This is a genomic window from Christiangramia sp. OXR-203, assembly GCF_034372165.1.
Classification (GTDB): Bacteria; Bacteroidota; Bacteroidia; order Flavobacteriales; family Flavobacteriaceae; genus Christiangramia.
Genome location: NZ_CP139698.1, coordinates 1,865,178 through 1,878,818, shown reverse-complemented (window position 1 = coordinate 1,878,818; position 13,641 = coordinate 1,865,178). Strand labels below are relative to the sequence as shown.

14 protein-coding genes are annotated in these 13,641 nt (G+C 37.2%); 7 read left to right on the top strand and 7 right to left on the bottom strand.

Annotated elements, in window-relative coordinates; genetic code table 11:
- The first annotated feature begins 7 nt into the window (after positions 1–7).
- Positions 8–1,240 (top strand): tetratricopeptide repeat protein, encoded by a 1,233-nt coding sequence (locus T8I65_RS08560; protein WP_322300297.1) that lies wholly within the window; start codon positions 8–10, stop codon positions 1,238–1,240.
- Positions 1,241–1,321: 81 nt separating this feature from the next.
- On the opposite strand, the gene T8I65_RS08555 is transcribed toward T8I65_RS08560, so the two are convergent.
- Complete coding sequence (locus T8I65_RS08555; protein ID WP_322300296.1) at positions 1,322–2,074, bottom strand: NlpC/P60 family protein; 753 nt, start codon at positions 2,072–2,074, stop codon at positions 1,322–1,324.
- 15 nt (positions 2,075–2,089) lie between these two features.
- Complete coding sequence (locus T8I65_RS08550) at positions 2,090–3,271, bottom strand: acetyl-CoA C-acyltransferase (protein ID WP_322300295.1); 1,182 nt, start codon at positions 3,269–3,271, stop codon at positions 2,090–2,092.
- Between the two features lie 114 nt (positions 3,272–3,385).
- Here T8I65_RS08550 and T8I65_RS08545 point away from each other — a divergent pair, with 114 nt between their 5' ends.
- Positions 3,386–5,431 (top strand): HDIG domain-containing metalloprotein, encoded by a 2,046-nt coding sequence (locus tag T8I65_RS08545; RefSeq protein WP_322300294.1) that lies wholly within the window; start codon positions 3,386–3,388, stop codon positions 5,429–5,431.
- 7 nt (positions 5,432–5,438) lie between these two features.
- Here the strand turns inward: T8I65_RS08545 and T8I65_RS08540 are convergent, their stop codons facing one another.
- The gene (locus T8I65_RS08540) at positions 5,439–5,906 is read right to left on the bottom strand and encodes a transcription elongation factor (RefSeq protein ID WP_322300293.1); all 468 of its coding nucleotides are present in this window, start codon (positions 5,904–5,906) and stop codon (positions 5,439–5,441) included.
- A 138-nt stretch (positions 5,907–6,044) separates the two neighbouring features.
- Here T8I65_RS08540 and T8I65_RS08535 point away from each other — a divergent pair, with 138 nt between their 5' ends.
- Positions 6,045–6,710 carry a hypothetical protein gene (locus T8I65_RS08535; RefSeq protein ID WP_322300292.1) on the top strand — a complete coding sequence of 222 codons (666 nt, stop codon included), beginning with the start codon at positions 6,045–6,047 and terminating at the stop codon, positions 6,708–6,710.
- The gene (locus tag T8I65_RS08530; RefSeq protein ID WP_322300291.1) at positions 6,700–7,434 is read left to right on the top strand and encodes a DUF3307 domain-containing protein; all 735 of its coding nucleotides are present in this window, start codon (positions 6,700–6,702) and stop codon (positions 7,432–7,434) included. Before T8I65_RS08535 ends, T8I65_RS08530 begins: the two co-directional genes overlap by 11 nt.
- On the opposite strand, the gene T8I65_RS08525 is transcribed toward T8I65_RS08530, so the two are convergent.
- The gene (locus T8I65_RS08525) at positions 7,408–7,818 is read right to left on the bottom strand and encodes a glyoxalase (RefSeq protein WP_322300290.1); all 411 of its coding nucleotides are present in this window, start codon (positions 7,816–7,818) and stop codon (positions 7,408–7,410) included. The two genes, T8I65_RS08530 and T8I65_RS08525, sit on opposite strands and share 27 nt — an antisense overlap.
- A 163-nt stretch (positions 7,819–7,981) precedes the next feature.
- On the opposite strand from T8I65_RS08525, the gene T8I65_RS08520 reads away from it, so the two are divergent.
- The 3 genes from T8I65_RS08520 to T8I65_RS08510 all read left to right on the top strand — a co-directional run bounded on the left by T8I65_RS08520 (position 7,982) and on the right by T8I65_RS08510 (position 10,271).
- On the top strand, positions 7,982–9,334 hold the full coding sequence (locus tag T8I65_RS08520) for an NAD-dependent succinate-semialdehyde dehydrogenase (RefSeq protein ID WP_322300289.1): 1,353 nt from the start codon (positions 7,982–7,984) through the stop codon (positions 9,332–9,334).
- 5 nt (positions 9,335–9,339) lie between these two features.
- The gene (locus T8I65_RS08515; RefSeq protein ID WP_322300288.1) at positions 9,340–9,759 is read left to right on the top strand and encodes an NUDIX hydrolase; all 420 of its coding nucleotides are present in this window, start codon (positions 9,340–9,342) and stop codon (positions 9,757–9,759) included.
- A 122-nt stretch (positions 9,760–9,881) separates the two neighbouring features.
- Positions 9,882–10,271, top strand: a complete 390-nt coding sequence (locus tag T8I65_RS08510; protein WP_322300287.1) for an acyl-CoA thioesterase — start codon at positions 9,882–9,884, stop codon at positions 10,269–10,271.
- Here the strand turns inward: T8I65_RS08510 and T8I65_RS08505 are convergent.
- From T8I65_RS08505 to T8I65_RS08495, 3 genes are all read right to left on the bottom strand, one after another.
- Positions 10,268–11,179, bottom strand: coding sequence for a mechanosensitive ion channel family protein (locus tag T8I65_RS08505; protein ID WP_322300286.1), 912 nt, complete (start codon positions 11,177–11,179; stop codon positions 10,268–10,270). The genes T8I65_RS08510 and T8I65_RS08505 overlap by 4 nt on opposite strands.
- Positions 11,180–11,241: 62 nt before the next feature.
- The gene (locus tag T8I65_RS08500) at positions 11,242–12,345 is read right to left on the bottom strand and encodes an endonuclease/exonuclease/phosphatase family protein (protein ID WP_322300285.1); all 1,104 of its coding nucleotides are present in this window, start codon (positions 12,343–12,345) and stop codon (positions 11,242–11,244) included.
- Between the two features lie 14 nt (positions 12,346–12,359).
- On the bottom strand, positions 12,360–13,625 hold the full coding sequence (locus T8I65_RS08495; protein ID WP_322300284.1) for a mechanosensitive ion channel family protein: 1,266 nt from the start codon (positions 13,623–13,625) through the stop codon (positions 12,360–12,362).
- Positions 13,626–13,641: the final 16 nt, after the last annotated feature.

Below are 13,641 nucleotides of genomic sequence, written 5' to 3'. Positions count from 1 at the left end.
AACAACAATGAAAACGAATATCTTAACGGCTGCGGCTGTGTCATTTCTAACCATGACGACGTTCGCACAGAAGGACCAGGTTAAAAATGCGGAAGACGCTATTGAGGACAAAAACTTTACTGAAGCTAAGGCTCAGCTAAAAGTTGCTGAAGCAAATCTTTCCGAATTAAACGATAAATGGCAAGAGAGATTTTACCTATATAAAGGTAAAGCTTATTCTTCTGGAAATCCTACGAATGAAGATGTGCAAACAGCAGCTATGGCTTACGCTAAAGCGGTAGAGCTTGGAAACGAGGATGCTTCCGCAGCACTGACTAAAATGAAGAATGATCTTATTAACTCTGCAATTGAAGACCAGGGGAAAGAAGATTACAAGTCGGCAGCAGATAAATTATACACAAGCTACCAAATAAGCAAACAGGATACTGTATATCTATATTATGCTGCTAACAATTTAGTGAATGCTCAGGAATATGGTAAGGCTGTTGAATATCTTGAAGAACTAAGTGATCTTGGTTACGATGGTTCCGGTAAGTCTTATACTGCCGTAAATATTGAAACTGGGGAAAAAGAGAACATGGGTTCTAAAGAACAAATGGATCTTATGGTAAAGACAGGACAATATAAGGATCCCAAAGTAGAACCAATTCCTTCTAAAAAAGGAGAGATTGCTTCCTTAGTTGCCAGAATTTATATTAACCAGGAGCAATACGATAAGGCTATCGAATCTATTGACGCTGCAAAAGCTGCAAACCCGAATGATGTAGATCTATTACTTTCAGAAGCAAATATGTACTACCAGATGGGTGAGAAGGAAAAAGCTATCTCAATCCTGGAAGAAGCTGGAAACATGGATAAATCCAACCCTGGTGTATACAACAACATTGGATTGATGTATGCTGAAATTGATAATACTGAAAAGGCTGTAGAAAGTTATAAAACTGCATTAGAGATCGATTCAGAATACAATGAAGCAAGAATCAATATGGTTGCTGCAATGTTAGGTGAGGAGAGAGCACTTATCGATGAGATGAACAATCTTGGTATGAGCAAAAAGGATAATGCCCGTTATGATGAACTTGATGCTCAAAGAAAAGACCTTTACAAAAAGGTTTTACCATACCTTGAAAAAGCTATGGAAGTAGATCCAGAAAATAAGGAGATCGTTAAAACAGCGATGAATTTATATACCAATCTTGATCAACAAGAAAAAGCAGATGCTTTAAAGGATAGGTTATAATCAATTTAACTAATCACACAAAAAACCCGCTGAAATTTCAGCGGGTTTTTTTATATCATTATTTAGTGAGAGTTAATGCAACTAGATGATCTTTTTAATCACACGCAGTTTGTGAGTATGCTTTTGAAGTTCTGTACTAAAAATTCCTGAATGGTCTATTCTGTCAATTCGAACTTTTCCATCTACATGAATGATATAGTTGTCCTGCATCATCATTCCCACATGGTTAATAACTCCATCGTGATCATCGAAAAATGCCAAATCTCCGGGTTCACTTTCTTCAATAAAACTAAGAGCTTCTCCTTGTTTAGCCTGTGAAGCAGCTTCCCTGTCCAGTTTATATCCATTAATTCTATATACAGCCTGAGTAAAACCAGCTGCATCTATTCCGAATGGAGTTCTACCACCAGAAGTTTGAGGAGTGTTAATATATAAGCTGGCTGTAATAATAAGGTCGGACTTTGTGCGTTCGGAAGCATTATCATATTCTCCTTCGAATTTGTGATTCAGCTGCAATGAAAATCTAACTGAACTACCCAAAACTATGGGCATAAGCAAACCTTTTTCATCTGTAATAAATTCGATAAGGTCTGAGGATAATTGAAGAGTCTGATTATCTAATTTTTGATAGTCAGATTCTTCAATCATTCTATATTGCTTGTTATCAATCCAGGCTTCGAAGCTGTCATGAGAATTTCTAATCTTGCTGAAGTGTGCTCTTCTTTCAAGAATCTTGAAGTGTTCACCATACAAAATTTGAGAAACCATTTCACCTTCTGCAGATGATGAATTTCTAAGCGGAACAATACTTAAATGGCAAATTCCATATTGCATCTACAAAAACTTGACTTATGAATGACGTTCTATAACCATTGCTGATGCTCCACCGCCACCATTACAAATCGCTGCGGCACCAATTTTTCCATTATTTTGTTCCAGTACGTTTAGTAGCGTGATTAGAATACGAACTCCACTACATCCAAGTGGATGTCCAAGCGATACTGCACCACCGTTAACGTTTGTATTCTTGTCTGATAATCCTAAGATCTTCATGTTCGCAAGTCCAACTACGGCAAAGGCTTCATTAAACTCAAAGAAATCAACGTCATCAAGGCTAATTCCAGCTTTCTCGATAGCTTTAGGTAAAGCTTTGGATGGAGCAGTAGTAAACCACTTTGGTTCTGTAGCAGCATCAGCAAAACTTTTGATTGTAGCTAAAGGCTTTAGTCCAAGTTCGTCAGCCTTTTCGCGGCTCATCAAAACTACAGCACCAGCACCATCGTTGATGGTAGATGCATTTGCAGCGGTTACTGTTCCATTTTTAGAAAAAGCAGGTCTTAAAGAAGAAATCTTGTCCATTCGAACATTCTTAAATTCTTCATCTTCATTTACGATTACAGGGTCACCTTTTCTTTGAGGAACCTCTACAGGAACTACTTCATTGTCAAATTTCCCATCCTTCCAGGCCTGAGCAGATCTTTCGTAAGATTTTCTAGCAAAATCATCCTGATCCTCACGTGAAAAGTTATGTTCAGAAGCACATAAGTCGGCGCAAACACCCATTGCATTATGATCGTAGGCGTCTACTAAACCATCCTTTTGCATTCCGTCTTCCAAAGTAGCAGGTCCAAATTTCTTCCCATTTCTCATGTGAACATAATGAGGGATCAAACTCATATTTTCCATTCCACCGGCAACAACAATATCGTTATCACCAAGCATAATAGATTGAGCTGCCTGCATTACTGTTTTCATACCGCTGGCACATACCTTATTTACTGTAGTACATGGAACAGAATCAGGAATTCCGGCACCAAGTGATGCCTGTCTTGCGGGTGCCTGACCATTACCGGCCTGTACAACATTACCCATCAAAACTTCCTGAACCATTTCAGGTTTTAGATTGATTTTATCAAGAGCACCTTTAATGGCTATTGAGCCTAATTTAGTTGCAGGAATGCTGGATAAGCTACCAAGAAAACTACCAATTGGAGTTCTCGCAGCGCTTACTATAACTACTTCTTTATTCATATATGTAAATCTTATTATTTCGAGTGTGGCGAAGTTAGTGATTTTATAAGGAATTTAATAACCTAAGCTCAATGAGCCCTATTTTTACTACATTTGAGCATTACCTCAATATATATGAGCGATTTCGTAAACAGGCTTTACAAGAATCAGGCACTTTTTTATAAAGTTTTCCTATTCATACTTACTTCAGTTTTGATCGTTTACCTACTACCAAAAGGAGGTAAATTCAAGTACGATATTCCGAAGGGGAAACCGTGGCAGTATGAGAATTTATATGCTCCATTTGATTTTGCCATATTAAAAACCGATGAGGAAATTTCCGCAGAACAGCAGGAAATCCAGAAGGCTCATATCCCTTACTATAATTTTGATGCCGAAAAAGAGGAGCGAGTAAAAAATGATGCTCTTCAAGAGGTCAATAATGTCTTTGCTGACACTACTTTAAGGGTTTATGAAACCATTGTTGATAATTTTGTTCAGAAAACGGTTGGTAAGATCTACCAGTTCGGACTCCTACAGGAAAGTGAACGATTAGAACCTGATCAGCTGGTATATTTACTGAAAGGTAATGAAGCTTCAGAAGTTGAATATAGTCGTATTCTGAAACAGGGTCAGATTCGCAGTTTTCTTAGTGAGGAGATTAGCAGTGCAGGATTCAGTTCTTTTAAAACCGAATTGCTTGAGGTCTTCTTTAATTCCGTAGAGCCCAACGTAACTTTTAATAACGAGTTAACCCAGAAAGAGCTACAGAGTAAGCTGAATAATATAAGTTATACTCGCGGTATTATAGAACAGGGAAGCAGAATTATAGCAAAGGGTGAAGTGGTTGAAGGTAATAAATACCATATCCTTAGATCACTGAAAGCTGAGTATGAATCACAGGTATGGAGCCAGACAAATTATAACTGGATTATCGTTGGTTACAGTACGCTGGTGGCGCTGGCTTTACTCATGTTGCTATTGTTCATGCGTAAGTATCGTACCAGTATATTTGAAAATAATGTGAAGGTAACTTTCATATTTTTCAACATCATTTTTATGGTCATGCTTACCACCCTGGTAATAAATTTTGACATCAACTACGTCTATGTAGTGCCTTTATGTATTCTTCCGCTTACCTTGAAAGCCTTTTTTGATGCAAGACTTGGGTTGTTTACGCACGTAATAACAGTGCTTCTTATAGGATTTATAGTCCCAAACAGCTATGAGTATATGTTTTTACAAATCATAGCTGGTATTGTAACGATCTTAACCATTAGTGAACTTTATAAAAGAGCGAACCTGTTCATATCAGTAGGGCAGATCACGCTAGTTTATATTATTGCCTACTTCGCATTTACGATCATTCAGGAAGGAACAGTCGATGATATTAGTGCTGAAGTGTTTCTGACTTTTCTACTTGGTGGGCTGGCAACCTTGTTCGTTCAACCTCTTATATATGTGTATGAAAAGATTTTCGGAATGGTATCGGATATGTCACTTCTGGAACTTTCAGATACTAATTCTAAATTACTGAAGCAACTGGCTGAAAAAGCACCAGGAACATTCCATCATAGTTTAAATGTTGCAAATCTTGCCGAAGCTGCCGCAAATGAAATTCAGGCAAATGCAATGCTGGTAAGGGTAGGAGCGCTATACCATGATATTGGAAAAATGCACAATCCAACATATTTTACAGAAAATCAAACTACATCTGTTAATTCCCATGATGAGCTTTCACCTAGAGAAAGTGCACAAATTATTATTGAGCATGTGATTAAAGGAATTGAGATCGCGAAAAAGAACAATTTACCAGATAGAGTGATCGATTTTATTCGAACTCATCATGGAACCAGTACCGTTTACTATTTTTATAAAAAGGAAATGGAAAGTAATGATAATGCTGCTCCAGATGACTTTAAATATCCTGGTCCAATTCCTTTTAGTAAGGAAACAGCCATCCTGATGATGTGTGACAGTGTAGAAGCTGCGAGTAAAAGTTTGAAGGAACCAACCGCTGTCCTTATCGATAGTTTTGTTGAAAAGATCATCGATAAGCAAATGGATGAAGGTCAGTTTTTAAACTCTAATATTACGTTCAAAGAAATCCAGACCATAAAAAAGATCCTGAAACGGAAGTTGAAAAACATCTACCATCTCAGGATCGAATACCCGGAATAAGAAGTTTCTAATGAACTTCTTTTATTTCCTGTTCTTTGCCGTTGAATGAAAATTTATCACCCGCTTTTTTACCTTTCATTTCACTGAAAATTGGAGCATCCGTACTAATTGCGTAAACTGAGCTACCTTCCTCCATTTCAATTTTACCTAGAGCGGCAGATATAAAGTAATAGTTCTCATTGGTTTCTACAATACTCCCAAAATCAATAGCTTCCGTGTAATGATTACGATCAATTTTGCTTAGTTTTTCTTTCATTTTCCGTGAATTATCCAGGTATTCCGCATACTTTTCGAAGTCACCGAGTAATTGCCCTTTGCTATCGTCCTCATCATAATCTGTATGAGCATCATTGTTCTCCATGGACTGCTTAATTTGGTCCATTTCATTTTGATATTTTTCGATTTGTCTATTTACCGTATCGAGACATTTGTTGAATAATTCTGCTTTATTAGCTACCATTTTATTTAATTTCATGATTGGAATTAAAATTAATTAAGCTAATAGTCATAGCCGAGCAATTAGCAAATATTTAATACGCGCATCAGTATAAATAAGTCTATTTACTTATATATTTACTATATTAGCCCTTGAGCTTATTTTATAATAAAGTATATGATTGCAGTTATCACCGCCGACTTGCTTAATTCCTCAAAATATTCAGGTGAATTACTTACCGAGGTTCTTGATATTCTCAAGGAAGAGATAGAGGGAATTGAAACCAAGTATAAGAATTCTAAATTCGAATTGTATAGAGGTGATAGTCTACAAGGTATAATTAATCCTGTTTCTTCTTTTCGAAGTGCTTTAAGAATTAAGACTGCTGTTAATAAATTACGATCCCAGGAAGCTGTTGATTCTAATTCCTACCGTATCGAAGCTGATTTAAGAATTTCAATAGGTATAGGAGAGATAGAATTTGAAAGAGATTCGATCATGGAATCAAATGGGGAAGCTTTTCAATTCTCTGGTCGAACCCTGGATGAAATGAAAAAGACCGGCAGGAAAATGATACTGAAAACTGGAATTGAGGAGGTGAACAATGAATTTGATAACGTATTTTTATTATTCGATACCATTACCGATAAATGGAGTAGTGCTTCAGCAGAAGTTATATATTATCTGCTAAAGGAAATGAAGGAGATTGAAATTGCAGAGGCATTGGGTATTAGTCAGTCAGCCGTTAATCAGCGTAAAAAAGCTGCAGGTTGGGATGCTATCCTGGGATTGATAGAGCGATACGAACAAGTAATGAAACAACATTTTATAGATGGAGAATAGTATTTTAATTCTTTTACAACTATTACTGGCACATGTAGTAACCGATTTTGTACTGCAACCTACTAAATGGGTGGAGCATAAAAGAAGGAAAAAAGGCAGATCACGCTTCCTCTACCTACATTCGATCGTAGCAGGGATTCTAACATTTATCTTCTTGGCAGATCCTGAACTCTGGTATATTGCAATATTTATAGGTGTGACTCATTTTATTGTAGATTTATGGAAACTACAGTCTGGAAAAGATACCCTAAAAATGTTCGTGCTGGATCAGCTATTTCACTTAATAGCTATCATCTTTGCCTGGCTTTATCTCACAGATAATTTCAAAAACGTGATCTTATTTTTGCAGGAAATGATCAATTCGACTTCAATCCTTGCAGTCATCATGGGATATCTTCTTGTGATCTTTCCTTCTGGATTTTTAATTGGAAAAGCTACTAGTCGCTGGCAAACAGAAGTCAAAGATGATCTGCAGAAAAATAGTCTCGATGCAGCTGGCCGTTATATTGGAATTTTTGAAAGAATTCTTGTGCTCACGTTTATTCTCACCAATAATTTTTCAGCAATAGGATTCCTGATAGCCGCAAAATCGATTCTTAGGTTTAGTGATAAGGCTGAAACTGGAGCCAGGAAACAGACCGAATATGTTCTGGTTGGAACGCTTATGAGTTTTACTATCACGGTAATCGTAGGCTTCCTAGTACGCTACGTCATGTTTTTCTAGTAGTTGAATACTACTCTGTATTCTTTCACGAACAATATTCATCATTCGCTTGTTCAATGCTGAACTATTGATGATATATGTATCGTACTCTTGGATAGTAAACTGTCCGATGATCGCACCTTTTAAACTGTTTCTGAATTTTATATCCTTCTGAATTGCAGTTTCAACGTAGATCAATCTACGATCCAGTTTCAATTCGTAAAATTTGTTTTTGTGCTTTTTGATGTAATTTCTAAACATAGCCAGGATTAGATCATTCTGAAGTTTAGCAATAGGACGAAGCGTTTTATTTTGAAAACGTTCTTCTTCGCTCATATTATCAGTAATTCTAGCAGAAGGAATCTCGGGCCTGAGTTCCAGTAATTTAATGTCTCTAGGATTCATGGCAAGTAAGTTTTATTAAATATATGCAATAGAGATGTCTCAAGCTCTATGCCATCACCTTAGTTGTAAACCGTTTATAAACAACTGCGAGTTAAATCCTTCTTAATCGAACTTGGGAGACACCTTCAAGTTCTTATATTTAAAATAAAAGCTAAGGAAAATCATGATTGAATCCAAGAATCCATATACCGGTGAGACCATTGAGAAATTTGAAGAGCTCTCTAAAGAACAAATCGATGAAGTTTTAGAGAATGCCCAGCAGCGATATAAACTCTGGAGAAAAACCAGCATGGGTGAACGTGCAGAATTTATGAAAAATGCTGCGGAAGAGCTCAAGGCCAATAAGGAGGAATATGCTCGGGATATAACACTTGAAATGGGGAAGCCAATTTCTCAAAGCATCTCTGAAATTGAAAAATGTGCCTGGGTTTGTGAATATTATGCCAAGCATGCCGAAGAACATCTTGCTAACAGGCTAATAGATACAGATGCTCAAAAGAGTTATGTAAGTTATGAGCCTATTGGAGTGGTTCTGGCTGTTATGCCCTGGAACTACCCATTCTGGCAGGTGTTTAGATTTGCTGCTCCCGCTTTGATGGCTGGTAATATAGGTGTTCTCAAACATGCCAGCAACGTAATGCGCTCTGCAAATAATATTCAGAAGGTATTTGAGAGCGCTGGTTTCCCTAAATTCTGCTTCCAGAATATGACGGTAGGAAGTGACAAGATTGATGCTGTCATAAAGGATAAAAGAATAAAAGCAGTTACTCTAACAGGTTCCAAGCCTGCAGGAGCTGCCGTGGCTTCCACCGCTGGTAGTGAGATAAAAAAATCTGTACTGGAATTAGGGGGTAGTAATGCACTGGTAGTTTTCGACAACGCAGATATTGACGCTGCGGTTGAAACCTGTATTCATGCAAGATTTCAAAATACAGGACAAAGCTGTATTGCAGGAAAGAGACTTATTCTTCAGGAAAATATCGCAGAAGAATTTACAAAAAAGTATGTTGATAAAGTAAAGGAACTCAAAAGTGGAGATCCTATGCACGAGGATACGTTTATTGGTACCATGGCCAGAGTGGATCTCGCGGAAGATCTTGAAAAACAGATAAGAGACTCTGTGGATGCCGGAGCCAATATTCTCATTGGTGGTGTAAGAGATGGAGCTTATATGCAGCCTACAGTACTGGATCATGTGACTAAGGAAATGGCGGTATTTAAAGAAGAAACCTTTGGACCGGCAATTGGTATTACCAGATTTAAAACTGCGGAAGAAGCGATAGATCTTGTAAATAGCTCAGATTTTGGTTTAGGGGTCTCAATTTTTACAGAGGATATGGATTTTGCGAAGTATTTAATTCCAGAATTCGAAGATGGAGCAGTATTCGTCAATGAGCTTGTTAAAAGTGATCCTCGACTGCCATTTGGAGGTACCAAAATTTCAGGTTACGGTCGTGAACTTTCAGTAGACGGTATTCAGGAATTTGTAAATAAGAAAACAGTCTATATAAAATAAAATTTATGGCAGATAATAAGATAGCAGTAACAGTTGACAGCGTCGTATTCTGTAAAACAAATAATTTATTTAAGGTTTTATTGATTCAGCGTAACAATGAGCCATTTAAAGATCAATGGGCTCTGCCTGGCGGATTTGTAGATGAAGGGGAGGACCTGGAAACTGCAGCAAAAAGAGAACTGAAAGAGGAGACCGGTGTGGTTGTTAAAAGTATGGAACAGGTACAGGCCTTCGGTAATCCAGGTCGTGATCCTAGGGGTCATACAATTTCAATAGCATTCCTGAGTAGGATCTTTTGCGAAGAAGATCTAACTCCGTCCGATGATGCTCAGGATGCCAGATGGGTTGCGGTTGAAGACCTGCCTGATATAGAACTGGCATTTGATCATGACGAGATCATTAATGTGGCACAGCAATTCTTATAATCATATTTTATAATTCATTTTCTGAAAAAATTATAAATTGATTTTAGTTTTTTGAGAATATGCTAATTCTATTACAGACCCGTAATTTAGCGGGTCTTTTTAATTATCTTCAAAATAAAAATATGAGATTTCATACCAGAAAATGGATTAAACCTGAAGACCTGAACCCAAACGGAACTTTATTTGGTGGCCGTTTGTTAGAGTGGATAGACGAAGAATGTGCTTTATATAGTATAGTTCAATTAGAAAACCCCAAGACCGTCACTAAATATATGAGTGAGATAGACTTTAGAAGTTCTGCTCACCAGGGTGATATAGTAGAAATAGGGATTGAGGTGATAAAATTCGGAACTGCTTCTCTTACGCTTCAATGTGAAGTTCGAAATAAAATGACAAGAGAAACCATTATTACCGTAGATCGTATAGTTATGGTAGCTCTAGGAGACGATGGTAAGCCTAAACCACATGGAAAGAATAAAATAGAATTTGTAAAAGACCGACTTAATAACTAGTCGGTTTTTTCCTTTTTATTAGAAACCCCAACAGGGAAATCTGTCTCTCCACCATATAATTTTATTTCCTGAATATCTGCTGGTAGATAATAACCATTGTCTTCAAGTGCTTCTTTTACCGCTCTTACTACATTCCCTTTGGTGATCATCGCCTGCATCCTGAAATCTGTAGTGTCTACCCAGAAGAAGACTTTTAAATTTACCGTACTGGTCGCTAATTCATCTTCGATAACAAAATTTTGATGTTCAGCATCTTCGATGACCGTTGGTTCCTTTCGTAAGGCTTCCATTACAGTTCTTTTAGCTCCATCGATATTATCTTCATAGGCTATTCCAATGATAAAGCTCCATCGAAAAAATCCGTCTTCAGTATAATTGGTTGCAGGTTTGGTTAACACATCACTATTTGGAATGTACACATCCTTTCCATCAAATGTTTTAAGCTTAGTATATCTGAATTCAAGCGCTTTCACTTTTCCGAAGTTATCGCCAATTTCCACAGTATCATTTACATCAAATGGACGGTTAAACGCGAGGATTATCCCTGCAATAAAGTTTTCACCTATATCCTTAAATGCAAAACCTAAGACAACAGCACTGGCTCCTGCTGCGGTGAGAATACCTGTTGCAACACCTCCAAGGCCAGCAGCTTTCAGAGCTAACATGATGGAAGTAATGATTATAAGAAACCTGATAGCCTTACCAAGAAATTTACTCATTAGAGGATCTGAAGTCCTGGCAGATATTCGTTTGGTGAAAAATCTTCCCATCCAGATGCCAATAAGGACACCAAGAATTATGATCAACAAGCCAAGTCCAATACCAGGTAACTGATCAATTAGATTTTGATAAAATTGATTGAAGGATCCTTCAATCGTTTCTAGTTCCCGTTCAGCCTGACTTTGCATGAATTCCTGTTTATCCAAAAATAAATAATACTTGTGGTTTAATTTAGTAGAAACCGGGAGAATTATTGATTACTCGATCCATTAGGACCTTTCTCTGTATTTTCTTTTTCTTCTTCAGCAATTTGTTCTTTTGCCTTTCTGATCTCATCTTCAGGAGCTTCATCTGGCTTTTGCTCTTCTGCCAGTTCTGGTTGTAAAAACAACTGGGCGTAAAACGGAAAGTGATCTGATTTTACATCATCTCCTAAACCGATTTTTTCTACTCTAAATTCTTCAGAAACAAATATATGATCCAGTGACCAGCGCATGATAAAACTTTTGGCATTGAAGGTATTATAGAAGCTTCGTCCTTTTCTCACGTCCAGCAATTCACCAACAGTCTGAAACATACTTGTAGTTCGAGACCAGGCAACATCATTAAAATCTCCTATTACTACAACTGGAATATCAGAATCCATAGATTCGAGAGCAATTTTCATCATTTCAGCATCGCGATCTGAAGATGATGGGTTATGTTGTGGCATGGGAGGAGTAGGGTGAATTGCGTGTAATTGAATCCTAGCGCCGGAACGTAGTTCAATTTCAGTGTGAATAGAAGGAATACTATCATCCACGATATATTTCACCTGAGGATTGTTCAGCTTAAATTTTGAATATAAAAGCATTCCGTATGTATTGTCAAGCGGCACTTCAACTTTATATGGATAATCGCTCCCAATACCAGATTTTAAGGCATCTGCCCATTTGATATCAGTTTCCGTAAAAACAGCAACATCGGGATTAAGTTTTTTCATCTCTTCGATCAGGATCGCCTTCTCTTTGTTTTTCTGAAGTACATTGGAGGTTAACAACATCATACCCGTTTGAATGTCAACCGTTTCTGTTGGCTTTCCAACGTCGTAAGGAACAAAAGGAGTATATGGCAATATTTTCACAAACTGGTAAATAAAGCAACCTACCAGGATGATCATAAAAGCATAATCCCTCCAATTTGAAATCTTAAACCTTAAAAAGTAAGCGAAAATTGCCATAAGTGTTAGCAACGTTAGCTGAATATGTGGATAATCAAACATTCTCACCCACCAAAAGTCTACAGCGACGATCGGGATTAAGGTGATTAGTACAGCAAGAATTCCGAAGCCCTGTAGAAAAGGTTTTAATTTCATTTTTGGTTTATTTGTTAATTGGATCTTTCTGAAAGAAAATTACGGATGTCATCACCAGATGGAGCTTCAAATAACTGAAGATCGAAATATGGAATGGCAGCAATAAGATGGTCAAAAATATCTGCAGAAATATACTCAAAATTTTCCCAGCGTTTGTCTCTACTGAAACACAGTATTTCCAGAGGAATTCCATTAGGTGTAGGAGCGAGATGTCTTACAATCAAATACATCTCTTTATGGATGGCTGAATGATCCTGTAAATACGAGTCTGCATACTTCCTGAAAATTCCCAGGTTCGTTTGATTTCTTCCGTTTATAAGTACACTTTTATCTATATTATTTGTATCGTTATACTTATCAATTTCGGACTGCCTGTTTTCCAGGTAAGGAGCTATTAGTTGAATTTTTTTTAGCTTGGCTATGTCTTCAGGTCCAAGGAATTTTACAGAATTCTGCTTGATAAAGACCGAACGTTTGATTCTCCTCCCAGGAGACTCCTGCATACCTCTCCAGTTCTGAAAGGAATCTGAAATAAGACTATAGGTTGGAATCGTGGTATAAGTATTATCCCAGTTTTGTACCCGCACCGTCGCAAGGTTAATTTCGGTTACTGTTCCATCTGCGCCAAATTTTTGAAACGTGATCCAGTCTCCAATTCTAACTATATCATTTACAGATACTTGTATAGAAGCAACTAAACCTAAGATTGTATCTTTAAAGATAAGTAAAATCACTGCGGAAGCGGCACCTAAGGATATTGCAAAGCCAATTACAGATTTACCAGTAATTACTGAAAACATAAACATTAAGCCTATGATCCAAAGAAAGATCATGATGATCTGGCTGAAACTTTCCAGTGGTTTGTCATTAAACTCAGACCTGGTTTTAAGATAATTTCTTGTAGAGCGAAGCACGCTTCGACAGATCCATACCACCAGTATGATGATATAAATCTTCATCGTATAGAAGAAGAATTCTAAGATCCTGGGGAAATCTATAAATATTAAAGGGAATAATTCGTAAACTATATAAATAGGCAGAAACCTCCCTACGTACCTGGGAAAATTACTTTTAATAAGAAAGTCGTCTATTGTGGTTTTAGTACGATTGGTAAACGCACTGATAGCTTCTATCACAAAATGCTTGACCAGGTAATTAGCTGCAAACACGATGAATGTTAGTGCAACAATATTGATTAACAGATTGAGATACTGTGCCAGTACAGCGTTCATTCCATATTCAAGAAAAAGGTCTTCGAAAAAACAAATAATATCGATCATGTTATCCACTTTCTGA